This window comes from Caballeronia grimmiae (genome assembly GCF_022879615.1).
GTDB lineage: Bacteria > Pseudomonadota > Gammaproteobacteria > Burkholderiales > Burkholderiaceae > Caballeronia > Caballeronia grimmiae.
The window spans coordinates 149397-168977 of sequence record NZ_CP084276.1 but is presented as its reverse complement, the minus strand read 5'-3'; the positions used below and the strand labels follow the sequence as shown (position 1 = coordinate 168977).

The window sequence follows — 19581 nt, the reverse complement described above, 5'->3', positions numbered from 1 at the left end:
AACGGATCAAGGAATGCCGGCACCTATCATCGATGACGAACTGTGGGCACTGATCGAACCACTACTTCCAGCGCCCAGACCGCGACGCAAGCGTTACCCCGGGCGCCTACCGGTCTCGGACCGTGCAGCATTGAATGGCATCCTGCTCGTTCTGAAGACAGGTATCCGTTGGAACCATCTACCGACGCGGCTAGGATTCGGCTCTGGCGCGACCTGCTGGCGTCGGTTGCACGACTGGCAGCAGGCCGGGGTGTGGGACAGATTGCATGGGCTGCTGCTCGACAAGCTGCGCGAGTCGGGCCAGCTCGACTTCTCACATGCGGCTGTCGATTCATCGTCCGTGCGAGCCGTTGGGGCGGGCCAAAAACTGGGCCAAACCCCACCGATCGTGCGCGACCAGGCTCCAAGCACCACATCCTCGTAGACGCCAACGGCGTTCCAGTCAGCGCGATTCTGACCGGTGCAAACCGCAACGATGTCACCCAACTGCTTCCGCTGGTCGACGCCATCCCGCCGATTCGTGGCACTCGCGGCCGACCGCTTCGCAAGCCCAAGGTCATCTACGCCGACCGTGGTTACGATTCTGACTCGCATCGCCGCCGGCTTCGCGAGCGCGGCATCCAACCGGTTATCGCCAGGCGTCGCACGGAACACGGCAGCGGCCTCGGCAAATTCCGTTGGGTCGTGGAACGGACTCATTCTTGGCTCCATGGTTTCCGTCGCCTCCGCACTCGCTTCGAACGCCGCGCTGACATTCACGAAGCTTTCTTAAAGCTAGCCTGCGCACTCGTCTGCTGGAACATCTTCAGCCGAACGGAGCGCGCTTTTTGAACTGGCCTTTTAAGTCGTCGACGGCATCGACGAACGCCTCATAGAGTTCGGCCAGTTCGGGAAATTCGTCTTGCAGAGTCGCCATGCCGCGTTCACGCTCGTCGATCAGCGCGGAGACGTTAGCGGGTTGGAGCGCTGCGCGTAGTTCATCGGCCGGAAAGCCGAAATACTTCTCGGCAGCATCAATTGCATGCTCAAGGGCGAATTCAACCGTGCCGTGACGACCGCGAAGGCCGGGCGCCGAGTAGCCCAACAGCAAGGTGTCGCCGCGAGTCTCCGTCGCAAGCAACGCTGAGATATCTTCTTTCACCGCTCGAGGGTCGGCCACCACCTTGCTGAACATGCGACGCGCCTCTGCCTCGGGGACGTCTCTGCTCATTAGTTCAATGCAACCGCCGTACACGTCGATCTGCAATTGAACGTAGATTGTTGTGTTGTCGTCTATCATTTTGTTTCGGAACTTGATCCAGGCGTCGACTGATACATCGCCGCAGTCGCCACGCTGACCTGATTGCGACCACGCTGTTTCGCGACATAGACGGCTCGATCGGCTGCGAGTAAGCCGGTAGCCGTCGTCACGCAGCTACTAGGCATTATCGTGCTGCATCCAACGCTGATTGTTAAAGGATGAACTCCGCTTCGCTCCCCGGCCCGCGAGGTGGTTTCCACGCACTCACGTATGCTCTCACCGACTCGGACTGCGTCCGACAGTCCAGCGCCGGGCAGCACGATAACGAACTCCTCACCGCCGTATCTCGCGACGATATCAACACCGGCCCTCGTCTGTCGTGACAAGCAGTCGGCAATCATTCGCAGGGCGGCGTCGCCGGCCGCGTGGCCAAAATTGTCGTTGTAGGCTTTGAAGCGGTCAGCGTCAACGAAGAGCATCGACATGGGAACGCCGAGGGCTCCGCAGTCGTTCCAGGCGCGTTCCAGCCCTTCTTCAAGCGCCCCTCTGTTCAACAGTTGGGTCAGCGCGTCGGTATGAGCAATGTGAGTCACATGGGCTTGTAAGGAGATCCGGTAACGTAAGCCGAAAGCTAGCGCCCAGACAACATACGCAAACGCGGCGCTCAAGAGGACCGCTAGTGCGCCGATGACGTGGGACCGGTGGCGCCAGTCGCGTAGAACATCGTCATAGGAAGGCGCGACAACGGCGATCAAGTTAGTGCCGGGTACATGTGCGAACGAGTACAACCGCATCAGACCATCCACAGCCGAGCGCGCAATGTAGAAACCCTGCTCATTCGCGAGCATCCGCCCGAATGTAGGAGAATGCGCCACGCTGTTTGGTTCGCCCGCTTTAAGTATGGGGTTGCGAGCGACGATGGTTCCGTCTTTCTGAAGGATGAACGATGCGCCATTCGGCCCGACGATCAGGGCTTGCGTCATCGCGTAAAAGTAGTCGGTGTTGACGGCCAGTGAGGCGATGCCGCCGAAACTGCCATCGGATAGCGTGATACGGCGACTAAGCGCGATAGACCAAGCGCCATCACGCGCTCGCGACCGGTACGGACGCGATATGAACAGGCCCGCCTGCGCGCGAGCCATTTGTGCCGTGAAGTAGTCCCGATCGGCGACGTTAGCGTGCACGGCACCAACGTCCCTACCATCCGTAATATTTCCGGCGCGATCGACTACATACACGCCGCTAACATACCGAGCCGCGGTTGAACGATCGAACAGGACTTTGTGCCGCAGGTCTTTGGGGAGCGCTTGCACGCGGCTGTCCGCCGCGCCTTCGGCCACCGCTTGCAGCGAGAGGTCATAAAGCTCAACGTTCCGAGCGATCTCATGGCTCAAGGTAATGGCAACGTTCAACGAGTTTGCTTTAGCGCGGTCCAGCTCCTGCTGCCGCCCCATCGCGAGCACGATGAACGTGAAAATTAACACGCATGCGCTGATAGCCGTTCCGGTCGCTCCCGCCAGCATCGGCTTGCGAGCGACCAAGCGGCCAAAGGGACCTAGCGGAAGCGACGGGAAATGGGGGTCGAAACGTCGCATCAGCGGCACTTTATAGAAGATCGAACAGCGGGCAGACGCGCCAGCAAACCGCTAGTTTTACGGCACCACCAGCTCTTTCTTAAGCGTTGTTGCCCCGCTCCGCTCGTCGGGGTCCGCATTCGCGCGCCGGTTTGTCAGACGCAGAAAGACACTTCATGACTCAGAACGTCGACCAGTCGCCGTCTGCGGACGCGGTAGCCGGTTCTGCGACTACGTTCGATGGCTTGCTCGGGCGCGTCGTCGCGCGCACTGGGGGACGGGTGAGCGTGGGCTTCACCGCGGTCCCGTTGCCGCGCATCGGCGAAGGCGTGACTGATTGCCCTGTAGCGCCAGTGCGAAACACCGCCACTGCAGCCGTCAACTGTTGTGCCTGATCCTGCATCGATCCTGCAGCAGCAGTGGCCTCCTCGACCAATGCGGCGTTCTGCTGCGTGACCTCGTCCATCTGCGAAATCGCCTGGTTGACTTGCTCAATACCGCGGCCCTGTTCATGCGAAGCCGATGCGATCTCCCCCATGATGTCGGTGACGCGCTGGATCGCCGTGCCGACGCGCTGCATGGTTTCACCAGCCCGCGCGACAAGCTCGGTGCCCGCCTGCACCCGGCTGCCAGAGGTTTCGATCAAATCCTTGATCTCCTTCGCAGCGGCCGACGAGCGTTGCGCGAGGCTACGAACCTCGCTTGCTACGACAGCAAAGCCACGGCCCTGTTCGCCAGCTCGCGCCGCTTCTACTGCCGCGTTGAGCGCCAAAATATTAGTTTGGAAGGCGATGCCTTCGATAATGCCGATGATCTCGGCGATCTTCGTTGAACTTTGCTCGATGCCGGCCATCGTCTCGACCACCTGACCGACGATGGCACTGCCCTCGTTGGCGACGACGTTCGCGTTGTCCGCCAGGCTGCTTGCTTGTTTGGCGTTATCAGAATTCTGTTTGACCGTGGAGGTCAGCTCTTCCATGCTCGCGGCGGTTTCTTGCAGGGAAGCGGCTTGCTGTTCGGTGCGCGAGGACAGGTCGGTGTTGCCAGCGGCAATCTGTTTGCTCGCGCTCGCGATGGCCTCGCTGCTCATTCGAACAGTCCCCACCGTTGCGGTAATGCCGTTCAGTTAAGGTTCTTTCTAAGGTACCGGACGGAGTAACGTGAGGGGCGGGATTTGACGACTCGGTCGCATGTGCGCCCGGGTCGTTTTTCATTTGGAAGGGACTTGAGCCGTTCGCGCAGGCGCCGAAGGCATGCGGGCAACTTTGCATAGGCCGGCGTAAGGGCGGCCCACATGAGTTCGTGCTGGATGGTATGGAGGGCGCGCACGAAGCTGATGTCGGTCGGTGCGAGTTTCGCCTCCCATGCGGCGCTGGCGATCTCACGGCGAATCAGATTGTAGGCGATCAGCGCACCCCATATCTCCTGATACACGCCTTCGACGGTGCGGCTGCGCAAGGTCAACTCAGAACCCAGCATCGATTGCTTGAGCTCGCCGTAACTGGTCTCGATCTGCCAGCGGCGCTCATAGCAGGCAACGATATCGGCGGGTTTGAAACGTCGACGATCGCCGAGCGAAGTCAACAGCACGCGTTCGCGTCCACGCGCATCGATCGTTCGGATCGCGCGCGCATTCCAGAATTCGGGCAAAGCCGGACATTTCTTGCGCGCCTGCGGCGAGACGCGCATGCGCACCGTCGCATCGTCAGCGGTACCCGAGACCACTTCCCAGCAGGTATTCGCTTTGGCTGGAATCAGGAAGTGACGATTGGGGGCGTTCATCGTCAGCCCACATAGGATTTCTGCAGCCAAAAAGCCCTTGTCGAACACCGTCAGCGAGTCTTGCGGAATCTGCGGCAGCAGGCTTTTGGCGTACATCATTTCGTTGGTGTCGTAGCGACCGAAATTGATATCGGCGACCAGATGCGTCGGAATGGCGGTGAGCGTCACGGCGCGCACCTGCGGATAACTGGCCACCTTGCCGCTGGCATAACCTTGCGCGCCAAAGTGCTCACGGTTGGCCGCACTGTCGGGTACGCGCAACGTGGTGCCGTCCATCGCCCAAAGACTTAATCCCTTGAACGCATGGTGAGCCGCGTCCTGAGTCGTCCACGCCCGTGCCGTCTGCTCGAACAGCCACGCCATCGGCGCCTCGCCCACGCGTTGGCGGGCCTGCACCACGGCGCTCTTGCTCACAAACGGCGCGGCCTCGTTGGGCAAGGCCAGATCGAGACTGTCGAGTACTTCGCTGATTGACCAGTGCCGGTACATCGCCAGCGCGATCACCAGCCACACCACCTGCTCAGCCGGCAGACGACGGCGCCGGATGCTCGCTGCGCCCGTTGCCTGGACCGCGCGCGTGACCCACTCGTAGGGCAGATGCTCAGCCAACCGTCGCAGATCGGTCGGCTCTTGAGCTTCGATTACGAAGGTGAGGTGGTTGGCAAGCATCGCCCCGAAAAGTTAACAGCTCGGCGCAACGTTTACAACTACTTCCCGCACCAAAATAAAATGCCGTTCAGTCGCTTAACTGAACGGCATTACCACCGTTGCGGCCAATTTTTCTTTCATGGCGGCGACGCCAAGGAGCAATTGCCCCATTTCGTCGCGCGTCTTTATTGACACCTCGTGCGTGAGGTCGCCGTCCGAGATGTGCTCGAAGTGCTTCAGCGCCTGGCCAAGTGGCGTCATGATGGCCCGGCGCAGGACGAACCACCCAAGCGCTGCGGCAGCGATACCTACGAGCAGTGCAAATACGCCAAGGATGCGAAGCGTCGAGACGCGGGCGTCGCTCTCGTCCGTCTGACGCTTCGCATCTGCAATTTGGAAATCTTGCAGTTTCTGGAAGGCTTCAATACACCGCGTGTACGACGTCGGCATATCGTGGAACGCGATGCGGCCGATCGCCTCCTTGTCACCCGCTTCTATTGCAGCGCCGAACCTGTTGATTGCCTGTCGCATCTCGGCGCGAGACTCGGCAACGCGCTTTGCCAGTTGGTCCTCATCGGCTGCGCGCGGCAGAGAGTCATACTTGCTGTACCACTCGTCTGATTGGCGCATGAATTTATTGGCTCGTGCGATCAGCCCGCCAGCGTCTTTGTCCGCCGGGTTTATCGCATAGCGATCGAGCGCAAGCCGCGCGCGAGCAATGTAGTTGTTGGAGATGCCAAGGGCGTTGACCGCCGGCAGGGAATTGTCAGAGATGTCTTTGGCCGATGAATACGTCGCACTGATGCCGTACAACCCGAAACCGACAGAGAGCGCCAGCAGACCACCGAGGAAAGCCATGGTGAGCGCAAGCCGCGCCCGAATTGTGAGGTTCTTCATTGTTCTTGGTTCTTGCGCTCAACAGGAAGGCAATACGATCGCGCAGTCGCGGGTGCCTGCCGCTTCTCAAATAGAAGGGGTCATTGTCTATCGGCAACGAACGCCACCGGCTTCACTAAAAATATCAGTGGCTGCCCAAACGACCGGGACCGGTAACGATGACCGTGCTGCAGCCTCTGGCGTGTCGCGAATAGTGTTGAGCATGCTCATTCACTTGACTCGACGACGTTGTTGGTAAGCTCATACACCTCGCAACAGCCCTGCAGCCGAAGCAACAAACCGATGCCCAAAAGAAATCCGATGAAGTCGCAGCGCGCAGTGATGGAGTTGCTCGATCAGGGCGTACCGGTCGACCAGATAGCAAACAGTCTCGGCAAGAGCGCCTTGGCTGTGAAGAAGCAGCTAAACCGGATCAAACGCCGGGTCCGGGAAGGAAGGATCGACCCATCTCCGCTGCCGATTGAGCGCGCGGCGAGCGAGCCACGCATCTACCTTGCGGGCTTCGATGTCTTCCGCGGTAACGCGAAAGAACACGGCGAGCACCTCAAGCAGCTCTGCCGCGATCGCGGCTTCGTTGGACTCTATCCGCTCGACGGCAATGTCCCCTCTTCTCTCACACCGCAGGATGCTGCGCGCTACATCTATGCAGCGAACGTCCAATTGATCAAGTCGGCCGACATCGTGATGGCGAACCTCGACGACTTTCGGGGCGCGGGCGAGCCGGACAGCGGCACTGCTTTCGAAGTCGGCTTTGCTGTGGCGCTTGGAAAGCCCGTCTGGGCATATCGATCCAGTGAAGCGCCGTTGGCGGAGCGAGTTGAGGCAGCGGCGACCGAAAACAACGGCGCTTTTTGTGCGCGCGGCTATCTCATTGAGGACTTCGGCCTGAGCGTCAATCTGATGCTGGCGTGTTCCGCACGCATCGTCATCGGCGGACCTGCAGCTTGCATCGACGCTATCCGAAGAGAGATCGCTGGAGGCGCCCCCGTCGTTGGTGGCTTGGTGTTGGCGAAGCGGTAGCTTCGCTGTATGGTTTGTGGAGAGCGACTTTCAGTATATCGATAACTATGCCTGACGACATTTGGCTTATTGCACCAGAAGACGCCTACGCAGTATGGCAACGCGAGGAAGCGACCGGCGCTGATCGCCGTGCGTTCGCCGATCAGTCTATCGTCCAGCACCGCTCGATGTTCTCGCGCTTCAACGACTATCTCGTCGCTCACCGTGCGACCGTGGCCAGCTACGGAGCAGACCATCTCGACGGCTTCTTCACTGATCTCGCACAAGACTGCACGCCCGGCACAACGACGCGCCTGCGCTATCTCAAGCTGATTGACCGATTCACGCGTCACCTCGTGAACCTCGATCTGCGCGCCGACAATCCGGCAGCGCAGATGCTTGCCAATGAGACCTGGCCGGAAGACGAACCAGCGCCGATCTATCTGTCATCGGAAGACGACGCACGGCTCCAAGCGGTTTGTGTTGTCATGGAAGGCGCGGCGTTCAAGGAACTCCGGAACACAGCGATCGTGGCGCTGTTTCTTGCATCGGGCATCACGGCTGCGGAACTCCGGCAGTTGCGAGTCGACGACCTCGACGTGGTCGTCGAGCGCTCTACCGTTTTCGTTGAGAAGCACGGGCCTCGTATCGCGCGGCGCGTGCCGATTGATGCGTTCGCGGTCGACGCTTTGCGCAAGTACCACAGGACGCGACGAAGCATGCAATGCGCGACGCAGTGGTTGTTTATCGCCACCGCAGGGGGCAAACCGATGCAGCCGGACACCATGCTCAAATGTGTGCGGGCAGCGCTTCGACGCGCGGGATTGTCTGCGGCCGACGAAAGTCCCCGACTGCTCAGAAACACGTTCGGGCGTCGGCATATCGTCAGCGGCAAAACGAATGAGCAGGTCAGCAGCCTTATGGGTCTTTCCAGCCATCGCACCGCTACCCGCCTGCGCCAAACTATTGACGTCGGCGAGATTCCGGCGGCTGAATTATAAATCGTTCTAACTCCTTCACGACCGCTGCGTTTCCGCAACCGGCCACTTTGAGTCACTCGGAATGCTGAAACAAGGAACGGTCAACGGGCTGCAGTGCGGTCATAACCGGTCGTTGCCGAACTCACGCGCAATTCGGATAAAAAATAGTGGCGCAAGAGTCGTCTGCCCGTCTGGGCGCTCGCGGGCCGGTGAACCGAAGGGTTTGGCTCGCCTTGCGCAGCAGAGTGTGGCCGATCTCGAGCCAATTCTGGTGAAAATCCGGCTCCTCAGATTGCGCGCTTCCAGCGGTTTCGACGATATCAATTACGATCGGTGCCGAGTTTGCTTTCCTCTTTCGAGCCCGCGGCCAAGTACAGCAGCTTGTAGTGGGCGCTGGCCCCACCGGGGGTCGGCGGAAAATGTTCGCCTTCGACGCATCTGACTTCGAAGCCTGACCTGGCATCGCCGTGTAGTGAAACTTTGTAGGTGCCCGATGTCTGCACTCGTTCCCCGAGACTGTGTCGTCCACCCATGTCATCCTCGGGTTACTCCATCGGTGAAAGGCAAGGCACATTCCGCAACCTCGGGTTCTCTACTTTCGGCGCATATAACGATCAAGCAGCACCGTGGCCGTCGTTCCGTGGAGGAGAACCGATAGGACGATAGCTGAAAGGATGATCGGCGCAATTGCAGCGACGGTGCTGCCTCCAGCCCTTTCCCAGGAATACAACAGGTAGTAAAAAGCGCCGACACCGCGCAACCCGAGCCATGCCGATAACACCCGCTGATGACAGTCCATCGATGAGCCGAGCAGCGACAGACTGCTGCCCACCGGACGGGCGACGATGAACAAGAACAAAACGGGCCAGACCGCGGACCAGTGCAGCAATTCGCGCCAATGCGCGGACACGACGCTACCGATAACAACCATCAGCCCAAGCTCAATGAATCGCTCGATCTCCACAGAAAAGCCCATCATCTTTTCCGCAATGTAGGCGTGAGCCAATTCGGGGTCTTTTGCAGCCTCATCTCGATTGCCGCGTTCCACCGACTCGAGCGCCTCGCTCGGCGGCTTCTCACCGGTCGCCTTCATCTCCCGGCGCCGCAGCGCAACGCCTGCGACGAACACTGCGATAAAGGCGTAGCCGTCAACAATGAGCGTCGCCCCGTACGCCAAAGCAACGAGGCCGAGTGCAAGAAAGCCCTCCAAGCCGAGCGCATGGTCGTAACGCGTGCGCAGCCAAGTCACGAGCACGACGATGCCTGTGCCCAACGCCCATCCGATGACGACGGCGCTTGTTAATCCCCATAGGATCGCAAGTGAGAACGTCCACGGATTGCTGCTGCCGAGGCTTCCGACGCCGCAAAGCGCTAGCGCGATATAGACCATCGGCGACGCTGCTCCGTCGTTAAGCCCGCCCTCGGATGACAAGGCGAAGCGCAGAGGCTCATCGTCGCCGGCCTCTTCAACGCGCAGTTCGTTGGCGAGGACAGGGTCGGTCGGCGCTAATGCAGATGCCAACAGCAAGGCAGGTCCTGCGGCAAGTCCCAGACCCCAATGCCCCGCGAAGAACATAACGGCGATGGTGATGAGCATGGCAGGACCGGCCAGCCGCAATGTCAATCTCCAGAGCGGATTCGAAAGCTCAACGCGAAGATACATCCCGATCGCGAACAGCGAAACGACAAGGCCTGCCTCGGTGAGCGTGCGCAATAGCACAACGTCGCGCTCGATGTCGATTCTCAGCAATCCGACGAATGCTGGACCAAGCAAGAATCCGACGACGAGATAGATCATCGCGCCGGTCATCGGCAACCGCTCGACGATCTTCCGACCGATAGCCATGACGACCATCAAGGCCCCGACTATCAAAAACCAAATGGCTTCAATGGTCAACATCCGCTCCGTAAGCCAGGTCTTCTTCGAATTGCTCACGTTGAACATATCGGCGCGTTCGACGATTGCCCATCATAGGGATAGTGTTGAAGTCAGTGATAGGACTCTCAGTTGGAAGCGTGCCCAGGAAGTGTCAGCTCGCATACTGTGCCGTGGCCGGTTTCCGAACGGTGCTCCAATTTTGCACCGATGCTCATAGCTATCCGCCGAATTGTCTGTAACCCTACGTTCTCCGATGCGCTTGCGTCGAACCCTTTGCCGTCGTCTACCACGCAGATCGCAAGTTGGGGCTGCTGCCTCAAACTTATCTTGATTCGCCCCCGTTCCCCACCAAAGGCATGTTCAACGGCGTTTGCGACAAGTTCGTTCACCACCGTCCCGATGGTGGTGCAGATGTCGGGCGACAACAGGACGCCAGACTCGAGGTCTACCTGCAGCGTGATTCGGTTTTCCCGCAGTCCGTAAAACTCGTGGAAGCTGTCGGCCATGGAACCAAGGTACCGGCCAAGGTCTATCTGTTCGCCGTGTTGACCGAGACCGAGGAGATGATCGTAGAGCGACGCCATTGCAAAGACCCGGCGCTCGACGTCCCTGAAGCTGCTGCGGACCTGGGGATCTTCCGCTTGCCTGGCATTGCGTTGAAGCATAGCGACGATGAGCTGGAAGTTATTGCGAATACGGTGCTGCTGTTCCCGCAATAAGTCCACCTTGGCGTCACGATCGGCCGCTAGCGATGATCGCGCGTGGTACTTCTCGATGCTTTCGGCGAGCGCGCCGGCGACGGATGCAAGGAACGACAATTCGAACGCACCGAATTCAGTTGGTTCACGATAATCCACCTCGAGAATGCCGTAGGGCCCAATGTGGTTGATCAACGGTAAGCTCACTGACGTCACGACGCCGTAGTCAAGAAGGATCTGCGGCAGCTTTTCTTGCGGTCGTCGACGAACGTCGGGCTCGATCACAGGCTCGGCGTTGGCTAGCGCTTCCCCCGCTGGGTTGACCGGGTCCACCTTTCCTGCTGACCGGCCAAGCGCCTCTTCACTCAGGCCGAACTGCGCTTTAACAACAAGAACATTGTCGGAGCGCCGTACTTCAAGGACCTTTGCCATTGGGGCGTTGCAGCCGAGCGCGGCGCACCGGGCTGCCGCAGCGAGGATTGCCTCGATCGACGCATCCGTATCGCTGTGCCAGGCGTCAATCATTTGCGCAAATGTCTGCCGGTGACGCATGACGTCAACAAGCGGGACCGTTTCGTCTGGCGAAAACGTGAGCGCATTGATAGAGGCAGCAAGAGTGGCCTTCAGTGAGCGCGATATCATACGTAAAGCCTGTGCGTCGGCGACAGGCCAGATGAAAGCAATCGGCAGGCCGCTGGTTTTCGCCGAAGGCGTCAAGAGATTGAATTGGCACAGACGATCCGGCAATCCTGACGTGAGCCGGCTAGGATCCGTCGTAGCGGACGGGTGCAGTGCGTCCGGTCGCTCGCGGCCTCGCGCGCGCGGGTCCGCCTGATTCTCTTGTGCGGCGTGACGGCGACAAGAACTTCGGCCGGAAGAGGCGCGTCTAGTTAGGGCAATGCTGAACAAGACACTGAATTCGCGGGCTCGCGTCGATTGACGATTGATGGAACACAAACAAGCGCTTGTGTTGCGACCTTTGGCCCTTGAGGGCCTCAGGTGCGGGCGGTTTGCCCGCTTCTCGCCCTTTACAGGCGGACTGCTCCCATCAATCGCTTACGCGACAGGTAAACGTTGGCGAGCGCGAGCGCCACAAACGCACGGTTCGCATTCTTCGCCAAGCCCCGGTAGCGCACCTTGGTAAAACCCCACAGGCGCTTGACTACGGCGAACACATGTTCGACCCGCGCGCGAATCTTCGACTTGTTGCGGTTTTTGCCGCGCTGCACCTCATCAACGACACCCGCGCGGCGGGTGCGCTGATTCGTGAAGTCGCGCGCCTTGGGCGCTTTGCTTCGAATCAGTTCCTTCTGGCTGGCGTAGGCGCTGTCGCCGTAGACGCGCCGCTCCTCGCCATGCAGCAGATGTGGCAGCGGATGCTTGTCATGCACATTGGCCGCGGTGAGCATCGCGCTGTGCACCAGCCCGCTTTGGCTGTCCACCCCGATGTGCAACTTCGCACCGAAGTACCATTGGCGACCCTTCCTGGTCTGATGCATCTCGGGATCACGTGCCTGCTGCTCATTCTTGGTCGAACTCGGCGCCCCGATGATGGTGGCATCCACGATCGTGCCGCTCTTGAGCTTCATGCCGCTCGCCTGAAGCACCCGGCCGACTTCGGCAAACAACTGCTCGCCCAGTTTGTGGGTTTCGAGAAGACGACGAAACTTCAGCAACGTGGTGGCGTCAGGGACGGCTTCACAGCCCAGATCGATCCCCGCAAAGCGACGCAGGCTAGTGCTATCGTAAAGCGCCTCTTCGCAGGCGAAATCGGCGAGGTTGAACCAGTGCTGGATGAAATGGATACGCATCATGCGCTCCAGACCAATCGGCGGACGGCCATTGCCGCGCTTCGGCTAATGCGGCTCGACCACCGCGCACAACTCGGCCCACGGCATAATCGTGTTCATCGTATCGAGAAACTCATCGCGCCGTGTGCGTTTGCGGTGGGTCTCGAAACCGGCGCCTTGATCGGCGGCCATCGCCAGCGTTTGCTGTTTCATCTGCTTCTGCCTTCTCTATAGACTCCGATCTATAACGTTCAAAGTCGCTCTGCGGTGGACTTAATCAGCGGAGCCTTAGACTTGCTTGGGCTTTTAGGCCCTACTTGCCCTTCTTGGGTATTCTTTTGCCGGACTTGCGAGCCTCGTTGAGCGCGATGGACACCGCTTGTTTCTGCGGCTTCCCATGTTTCATTTCTGTCTTTATATTCTTCGAAACAGTGTCGCGCGAGGTTCCTTTCTTTAGCGGCATAAGCTGGCCCCTTTGTGCTGCTGGCGACAGAAAGCCATCAGCTGTTTCGGTTCGTTTTCGGTTTCCCAACGTCGGGATATCGGTCTTCGCTCCGCAGCATCCGCGATGGCGAGGTCGCTAGCGATGGTGGTCACAGGTATAAAGCAATGCTGTACCGGTGAGGAGCCCATTGCTGTCTGTCCGCGATCCCGCGGCGATGTCTTGTCGAACGGACGAAGTCTTGTTGTGAAGCCGTTGTCCCTAAACGTGAGTCCTTGTCTCATACGCCCGGATGCTCGTACACGGTCTAGGGCCTGTTCCGAGCGGTCGCAAGTGTCGTCGACGCCCCGTCGGAATGCTGGTTGCTGCGCATTGAATGGGGGTCGTGCAGAGCCTCATAAGTTCACATATTGGAGACGGCTATGTCAGCACAGGCAGGCGAGAAAGCGCAAAAGACTGGCGACTTTCGTTGCGAAAAATGTCACCATTCGACGCACGTCACCGAAGGCCACAAGATCCCGAAGTGCCCGAAGTGCGGCAACGACACCTACTCGACGCGGGTGCGTGAGCCTGGTAACAAATCGAGTAGCTGAGACCACGCAGGTCTGGCAAATATGCGCGGTATCGCGCGCACGCACCCTTCTATGCAGCGATCTGGAGTGTGGCGAAACGGGGCCGATGCGCATCCAAATTGCAGTGGGCGCTCCACCGGGCTGCCTATCATTGACAAGGGGTACCAGTAGGGCGGTCCAACTGCCGGGTGCTTCCCTCGTTTCTGGAATTGATTGACCTTCGACGGTGCGCCTCGCCTTCGGCTGAACCGAGCGTACAACGGTCGTGGTTGCGATCATTCGGTGCCCCGCCGACAGCACCTTGCTGGCTTCGATTCCGTCAGATTGCCCGTACGACGCAATTTCCGGGTCTTTTCTCGTCGCTTCTTGGCCCTCGATCACAGCACCCCGGATTCTTCCGGTGGCTGCGGCTGATCGGGCTTTGTCTCCGGCGTTCCGAGGTCAGGCACATCCGAGTTCGGCTGAGACTGAGTCGGCGCGGGCGCTACCGGGGTAGTTGGATGCGACATAGGGGGCTTCCTGTTCGATATTAGTTGAAGGTTCGGTCCGCTCCGATGCGGTACTGCGCCCAACAGTTTAGGTTCAGCGAATGGAATGCCGTCAGAAAGATCAGCCGCTGCTTCGTTGTCTGGACGACCTCTGATCACGATTCGCGGCCGAAGGAACGGCCATTTGACGAGTGACGGCGACGAACAACTCGCCAGCTTCCGCAGGGTGCGACCGGCGGAGTGATTACTAAATTCGCTATATGGTATCCGTACCGCTTTCTTCTTGACGGTGCGCCGATTAGCCGCGACGTGGGATGCATACAGCGCGTATCCCAATACGTGCCTTGGCCGAGTGGGGAAACGGGCCGGAAGGTAGGCGCATCCATTGCTTAAAGCAGCCTAACCCGTCCCAGGAGCGCTCGATGAAAGCTGTGGTGTTTCACGACATAGGCAAGATCTCACTCGACAACGTGCCGGACCCGGTCATGCAACATGGCCAGGACGCTATTGTCCGCCTGACGGCGAGCGCGATCTGCGGTACGGACCTGCACATGGTGCGCGGCACGTTTCCCGGCATGGTGCCCGGCACCATCCTCGGGCATGAGGGCGTCGGCATCATCGAGGAAGTGGGAAAAGGAGTGCGGAATTTCCGACGTGGCGACCGTGTGCTGATCCCGTCGACGATTTCGTGCGGCGCGTGCTCCTATTGCCGGACCGGATACACGGCACAATGCGACAACGCGAATCCGAACGGCGCGGCGGCGGGCACATCGTTCTTCGGCGGCCCGAAAACCACCGGGCCCATCAACGGACTACAAGCGCAGTACGCCCGGGTTCCGCTTGCGCACGCAAGCTTGATGAAGCTGCCCGAGGTGCTCGACGATGATCGGGCGATCCTGCTGTCCGATATCTTCCCGACTGGCTTCTTTGGCGCGCAACTCGCGGAGATTACGCCGGGCGATACTGTGGCCGTGTTCGGCGCGGGTCCGGTGGGGCAGTTCGCAGTGGCGAGCGCCTTCATGCTCGGCGCGGGGCGCGTGATCGTCGTGGATCGGCTCGACGACCGGCTCGCGATGGCGTGCGCGCAAGGGGCGGAAGCGGTTAGCTTCGACAACGAAGATCCGGTAGAGGCAATCATGGCCTTGACCGCGGGCGTCGGCGTGGACCGTGCCATCGATGCCGTCGGCGTCGATGCCGTCCATGCGCAGCGCGGGCCGGCCGTATCGCCGGAAGAGAGGCAGCAGGCGGAGCAGGAAAGCCAGACCGTCACGCCTGCGCGCAACCCCTTGGACGGGCACTGGATTCCCGGCGATGCGCCGACGCAAGCGCTCGACTGGGCTGTCTCGGCGCTCGCCAAAGCGGGCACGCTCGGCGTGATCGGGGTGTATCCGCCGACCGACCGCTTCTTCCCGACCGGGCAGGCCATGAACAAGAACCTGACCATCAAAATGGGCAATTGCAACCATCGCGCGGTGACGCCGCGCCTGATCGAATCGGTGCGCAACGGCTCGTTCGATCCGCTGCGCGTGCTGACCACGCGCGAACCGCTGATGCATGTCATCGACGCGTATAAGGCTTTCGATCAGCGGCAGCCGGGGTGGATCAAGGTAGCGCTCGAGCCGCTCGCGTGAAAGCCGGGAGTGAATCCGGCGAGCCAGCGCGGTGCGTTCGCCGCATCCGCGATACGCGCTAGCGTGCGGGACATGACGATTGCGCGAACGGTGGAACAGTCATCCAGTGACCGCGACAGGAGCCGCAATGAATGTCGATTTGCGTATTAACGGTACGGTGCACGTTGTCGATCTCGACACGCGCGTGACACTCCTCGATGCGCTGCGTGACCATCTGGGGCTCACGGGCGCCAAGAAGGGTTGCGATCAAGGGCAATGCGGCGCGTGCACCGTACTCGTCGACGGACGACGCGTGCTGTCGTGCCTCACGCTCGCCGCGACGACGCGCGGCGCGGTGACGACCATTGAAGGGCTCGCCGATGGATCTTCGCTTCATTCGATGCAGGAGGCGTTCGTCGCCTGTGACGCGCTGCAATGCGGCTATTGCACACCGGGGCAAATCCTTAGCGCGATCGCGTGTATCGACGAAGGGCATGCGAACTCGCGCGACGACATTCGCGAGTACATGAGCGGTAACTTGTGCCGATGCGCAGCTTATCCGAAGATCGTCGCGGCGATCGAGCAGGTGCGCGATACGGCTCACGCCGCGCAGCCGGAGCGCGACTGATGCGGCCATTCCAGCTTGCGACCGCCAACGAACCCGACGACGTATCCCGCTGCGGGCCGTTCGATGAACAGGCCGAACTCACGGTCGGTTCGCCGGTGCAATTTCTCGCGGGCGGGACCAATCTGCTCGACCTGATGAAGCTCGACGTAATGACACCCGAGCGGCTCATCGATATCGGGCCGCTTGCCGCCGGCCACTGCGCGATCGAAGCAAGCGAAGGCGGCCTGACGCTCGGCGCGTTTGCGCATATGGCCGATGCCGCGCGGCACGCCGCCGTGTGCCGCGACTACGCGGTCATCTCGCAATCGCTTTGGATGGCGGCCAGCCCGCAACTTCGCAACATGGCGACGCTCGGCGGCAACGTGCTGCAACGCACGCGCTGCCTGTACTTCCGCGACACGAGCTGGCGCGCCTGCAACAAACGCACGCCGGGAAGCGGCTGCGCGGCGCGCGACGGCGTCAATCGCCGGCTGGCCGTGCTCGGCGCCAGTGAACACTGCATCGCCAACTATCCGGGCGATTTCGCGATCGCGCTGGTTGCTCTCGGCGCGGAAGTCGCGGTGCGCAGTACAGCGGGCGAAATTCGCAACATTCCGTTTGAGACGCTGCATCGGCTGCCGGGCGACACGCCGCACCGTGAGACGAACCTGCGTCCCGGCGAACTCATCGTCGCTTTCCATGTGCCCGCCGGCGCGTGGACGCGGCGTTCGCTTTATCTCAAGATCCGTGACCGCGCGTCGTATGACTTCGCGCTCGCGTCGGCGGCGGTGGCGCTCGATCTCGACGCGCAAGGCGTCGTGCGGGCCGCGCGCATCGGAATCGGCGGGCTCGCCGCGAAGCCGTGGCGCGCGCGCGAGGCCGAAGCGTCGCTTGCCGGCAAGCTCATCGATGAACGCAGTGCGCGCGAAGCCGCCGACGCAGCATTCGCCGGCGCGGTCGTCAGCGGCGAAACCGCGTTCAAGCCGGAGCTCGGGCGGCGCACGCTGGTCCGCGCGCTCCTGGAAGCCGCCGCGCTGGAGGTTGCATGAGCGACATCGACCGACTCGCCAAGCATCAGCCCGCGTTTGGCGTGCCTCATGTGCGCATAGACGGCGAGGCAAAATTCACGGGCCGCGCCTGTTACGCATCCGATGAACCGGTGCAGGATGCGGTGCATGCGTTCCTGCTCACCAGTTCGATCGCGCGCGGGCGCGTGCGGCGAATACATGCCGAGGATGCGTTTGCGATCGACGGCGTGCTGGACGTGCTGACGCATGAGAACGTCGGATCTGAGGCCAAGCCGCCCGAGCAGCAGGCGGGCGGCGCCACGACGACCACGCTCGAAAGCGACCGGGTCTGGCACGACGGGCAGATCATCGGCGTAATCGTCGCGACGAGCTATGAGATCGCGCGAGAAGCCGCGCAGCGCACGCGCATCGAATACGACGAAGAACCGCCTTCAGCCACGTTCGGCAGTGTTGGCGCGGAGGGCGAAAGGCGCGAGCCGGGCGAGCACGAGGACTACCGCGTCGGCGATTTCGACGCGGCCTTCGCAGCCGCGGATTGCCGCGTCGAGGCGATCTATGCAACCCCGACCCAACATCACAATCCGATCGAGCTTTACACCACGACGTGCGCCTGGCGCGACGGCACGCTCACCACCTGGGAACCGAGCCAGTTCGTGTATGGATTGCGCGGCAACGTCGCTCAGCAGTTGGGGATCGAGCGCGAGAAGGTGCATGTGATTTCGCGCTTTGTCGGCGGCGCTTTCGGCGGCAAGGGCAATGCGACCGCCCGCACCGCGTGGATCGCGATCGCCGCGCGGCGCGTGGGCCGTCCGGTGAAACTCGTCGCCACGCGCGATCAAAGCTACACCGTCGCGACGTATCGCGCGGAAACGCGCCATCACATCCAGCTTGGCGCCACGCGCGACGGCAAGCTCGTCGCGCTCAGGCACGAAGGTTGGGAGCTGACGAGCCGCCCGAGCATGTATAACGTATCGGGGACGGAAACCACGGCGCGCATGTATGCGTGCCCGAATATCGAAACGGTCGTGAACGTGGTGCATGCCGACCGGAACACCCCGGGCTTCATGCGTGCGCCGCCCGAAACGCCTTACATGTTCGCGCTGGAAACCGCGTTCGACGAACTGGCCGTGCAGTTGTCGATCGACCCGGTCGAACTCCGCCGCCGCAACGATACCGCGGTCGACCCCGTGACGGGTAAGCCCTTCACGAGCCGGCGGCTCGTCGCGTGCCTCGATGCAGGGGCGCAACGCTTCGGCTGGGCCGCGCGCAATCCGCAACCGGGGTCGATGACCGAAGGCGACTGGCTCATCGGCTGGGGCTGCGCAAGCGCGGCGTATCCGTCGAACATCGCGGCCAGCGCCGCTCGCGTAACCCTGCGCGCCGACGGACGAGCGCGTGTCGACATCGCCGCGCACGACATCGGCACCGGCGCGTACACGGTCATCGCGCTGACAGCGGCGCAGTGCCTCGGAATCGAGCCGTCGCATGTGGACGTGAGGGTGGGCGACACGGACTATCCGCCCGCGTCGCTCGCGGCCGGGTCCAGCCACACTGCGACGATCACGCATGCGGTCGCGTGCGCCTGCGACGCGCTGCGCGACAGGCTTGCGTGCGCGGCGGCGTTGACCGGCCCGCTGATGGGCCGCGATCCGCAAGCGATGAAGCTGGCATCGGGCCGCCTCGCCGCGAACGACGTATGGGAACCGCTGCGCGATGCGGTGGTGCGCACGGGCGGAGACACCGTGAGCGCGGAAGCGGAGCATATTCCGCAAGGACTCGCGCCGGAGGCGATGGACAAGCTACGCGCCGGCAAGCTGCCGATAGTGCGCGGACACCAGCGCGAGGATGCGACGGCCTATGCATTCGGTGCGCACTTCGTCGAAGTGAGAGTGCATCGGCTCACGCGGGAAATCCGTGTCCCGCGCATGGTCGGAGCGTTCGCATCGGGGACGATCGTCAATCCGCTGACGGCGCATAGCCAGTACATGGCCGGCATGATCTGGGGCGTTGGCGCGGCGCTGCTCGAAGAGACGGAGATTGACGTGCGTCATGCGCGGTACGTGAACGACAACATCAGCGAGTACCTCATTCCGACCAACGCGGATGTCGATCAAGTTGATGTCATCATGCTACCCGACGCCGATGCGCAGGTGAACCCGCTCGGCGTCAAGGGGCTGGGCGAGATCGGCATCGTCGGGATGAATGCGGCAATTAGCAATGCTGTTTATCACGCGACAGGACGGCGCGTGCGCGAGTTGCCCATTCGCATCGACGATCTTGTGTAGTAGGAGCAAATGGAAAGCGAGGGGAGTGCTTAAAACCGTTACCCGCCGATAGTTTAAAACTC

Annotated in this window: 15 protein-coding genes and 2 pseudogenes; 8 read left to right on the top strand and 9 right to left on the bottom strand. The window is 61.2% G+C overall.

Annotation, left to right across the window (positions count from 1 at the left end; all coding sequences use genetic code 11):
• Positions 1-13: 13 nt before the first annotated feature.
• A protein-coding gene (locus tag LDZ21_RS29275; protein WP_244797973.1) for an IS5 family transposase occupies positions 14-831 on the top strand; the annotation gives its coding sequence in 2 pieces (ribosomal slippage) (positions 14-362 and positions 362-831; 819 coding nt in all).
• On the opposite strand, the gene LDZ21_RS29270 is transcribed toward LDZ21_RS29275, so the two are convergent.
• From LDZ21_RS29270 to LDZ21_RS29250, 5 genes and pseudogenes are all read right to left on the bottom strand, one after another.
• Entirely contained in the window at positions 806-1279 is a 474-nt protein-coding gene (locus LDZ21_RS29270; RefSeq protein ID WP_244797972.1) for a hypothetical protein, read from the bottom strand. The genes LDZ21_RS29275 and LDZ21_RS29270 overlap by 26 nt on opposite strands.
• Positions 1276-2835: a GGDEF domain-containing protein gene (locus LDZ21_RS29265; protein WP_244797971.1), complete on the bottom strand. Its 1560-nt coding sequence runs from the start codon at positions 2833-2835 to the stop codon at positions 1276-1278. The genes LDZ21_RS29270 and LDZ21_RS29265 overlap by 4 nt, the downstream gene beginning before the upstream one ends.
• A gap of 160 nt (positions 2836-2995) precedes the next feature.
• Positions 2996-3931: pseudogene (locus LDZ21_RS29260) on the bottom strand (methyl-accepting chemotaxis protein); the annotation flags it as partial.
• A gap of 5 nt (positions 3932-3936) precedes the next feature.
• Positions 3937-5265, bottom strand: a complete 1329-nt coding sequence (locus LDZ21_RS29255; protein ID WP_244794283.1) for an IS4 family transposase — start codon at positions 5263-5265, stop codon at positions 3937-3939.
• A 75-nt stretch (positions 5266-5340) separates the two neighbouring features.
• Positions 5341-6141, bottom strand: coding sequence for a Tar ligand binding domain-containing protein (locus tag LDZ21_RS29250; protein WP_244797970.1), 801 nt, complete (start codon positions 6139-6141; stop codon positions 5341-5343).
• 300 nt (positions 6142-6441) lie between these two features.
• Here LDZ21_RS29250 and LDZ21_RS29245 point away from each other — a divergent pair, with 300 nt between their 5' ends.
• Together LDZ21_RS29245 and LDZ21_RS29240 are read left to right on the top strand one after the other, a co-directional pair.
• Entirely contained in the window at positions 6442-7161 is a 720-nt protein-coding gene (locus tag LDZ21_RS29245; RefSeq protein WP_342346308.1) for a nucleoside 2-deoxyribosyltransferase, read from the top strand.
• 47 nt (positions 7162-7208) lie between these two features.
• The gene (locus LDZ21_RS29240; protein ID WP_244797969.1) at positions 7209-8141 is read left to right on the top strand and encodes a tyrosine-type recombinase/integrase; all 933 of its coding nucleotides are present in this window, start codon (positions 7209-7211) and stop codon (positions 8139-8141) included.
• 571 nt (positions 8142-8712) lie between these two features.
• Here the strand turns inward: LDZ21_RS29240 and LDZ21_RS29230 are convergent.
• The 4 genes and pseudogenes from LDZ21_RS29230 to LDZ21_RS31490 form a co-directional block, all read right to left on the bottom strand.
• Positions 8713-10065, bottom strand: coding sequence for a cation:proton antiporter domain-containing protein (locus LDZ21_RS29230; RefSeq protein ID WP_244797967.1), 1353 nt, complete (start codon positions 10063-10065; stop codon positions 8713-8715).
• Positions 10066-10124: 59 nt separating this feature from the next.
• Positions 10125-11444 carry a histidine kinase dimerization/phosphoacceptor domain -containing protein gene (locus LDZ21_RS29225; RefSeq protein ID WP_244797966.1) on the bottom strand — a complete coding sequence of 440 codons (1320 nt, stop codon included), beginning with the start codon at positions 11442-11444 and terminating at the stop codon, positions 10125-10127.
• A 281-nt stretch (positions 11445-11725) separates the two neighbouring features.
• Positions 11726-12700, bottom strand: a pseudogene (locus LDZ21_RS29220) (IS5 family transposase).
• A gap of 100 nt (positions 12701-12800) precedes the next feature.
• Complete coding sequence (locus tag LDZ21_RS31490; RefSeq protein ID WP_425306869.1) at positions 12801-12950, bottom strand: DUF6496 domain-containing protein; 150 nt, start codon at positions 12948-12950, stop codon at positions 12801-12803.
• Positions 12951-13351: 401 nt separating this feature from the next.
• On the opposite strand from LDZ21_RS31490, the gene LDZ21_RS29215 reads away from it, so the two are divergent.
• From LDZ21_RS29215 to LDZ21_RS29195, 5 genes are all read left to right on the top strand, one after another.
• Positions 13352-13522, top strand: coding sequence for a zinc ribbon-containing protein (locus LDZ21_RS29215; RefSeq protein WP_244797965.1), 171 nt, complete (start codon positions 13352-13354; stop codon positions 13520-13522).
• A gap of 889 nt (positions 13523-14411) precedes the next feature.
• The gene (locus LDZ21_RS29210; RefSeq protein ID WP_244797964.1) at positions 14412-15620 is read left to right on the top strand and encodes a zinc-dependent alcohol dehydrogenase; all 1209 of its coding nucleotides are present in this window, start codon (positions 14412-14414) and stop codon (positions 15618-15620) included.
• A 127-nt stretch (positions 15621-15747) separates the two neighbouring features.
• Positions 15748-16227: a (2Fe-2S)-binding protein gene (locus LDZ21_RS29205; protein WP_244797963.1), complete on the top strand. Its 480-nt coding sequence runs from the start codon at positions 15748-15750 to the stop codon at positions 16225-16227.
• The gene (locus tag LDZ21_RS29200) at positions 16227-17255 is read left to right on the top strand and encodes an FAD binding domain-containing protein (protein WP_244797962.1); all 1029 of its coding nucleotides are present in this window, start codon (positions 16227-16229) and stop codon (positions 17253-17255) included. The genes LDZ21_RS29205 and LDZ21_RS29200 overlap by 1 nt, the downstream gene beginning before the upstream one ends.
• Complete coding sequence (locus tag LDZ21_RS29195) at positions 17252-19519, top strand: xanthine dehydrogenase family protein molybdopterin-binding subunit (protein ID WP_244797961.1); 2268 nt, start codon at positions 17252-17254, stop codon at positions 19517-19519. Before LDZ21_RS29200 ends, LDZ21_RS29195 begins: the two co-directional genes overlap by 4 nt.
• Positions 19520-19581 lie beyond the last annotated feature (62 nt).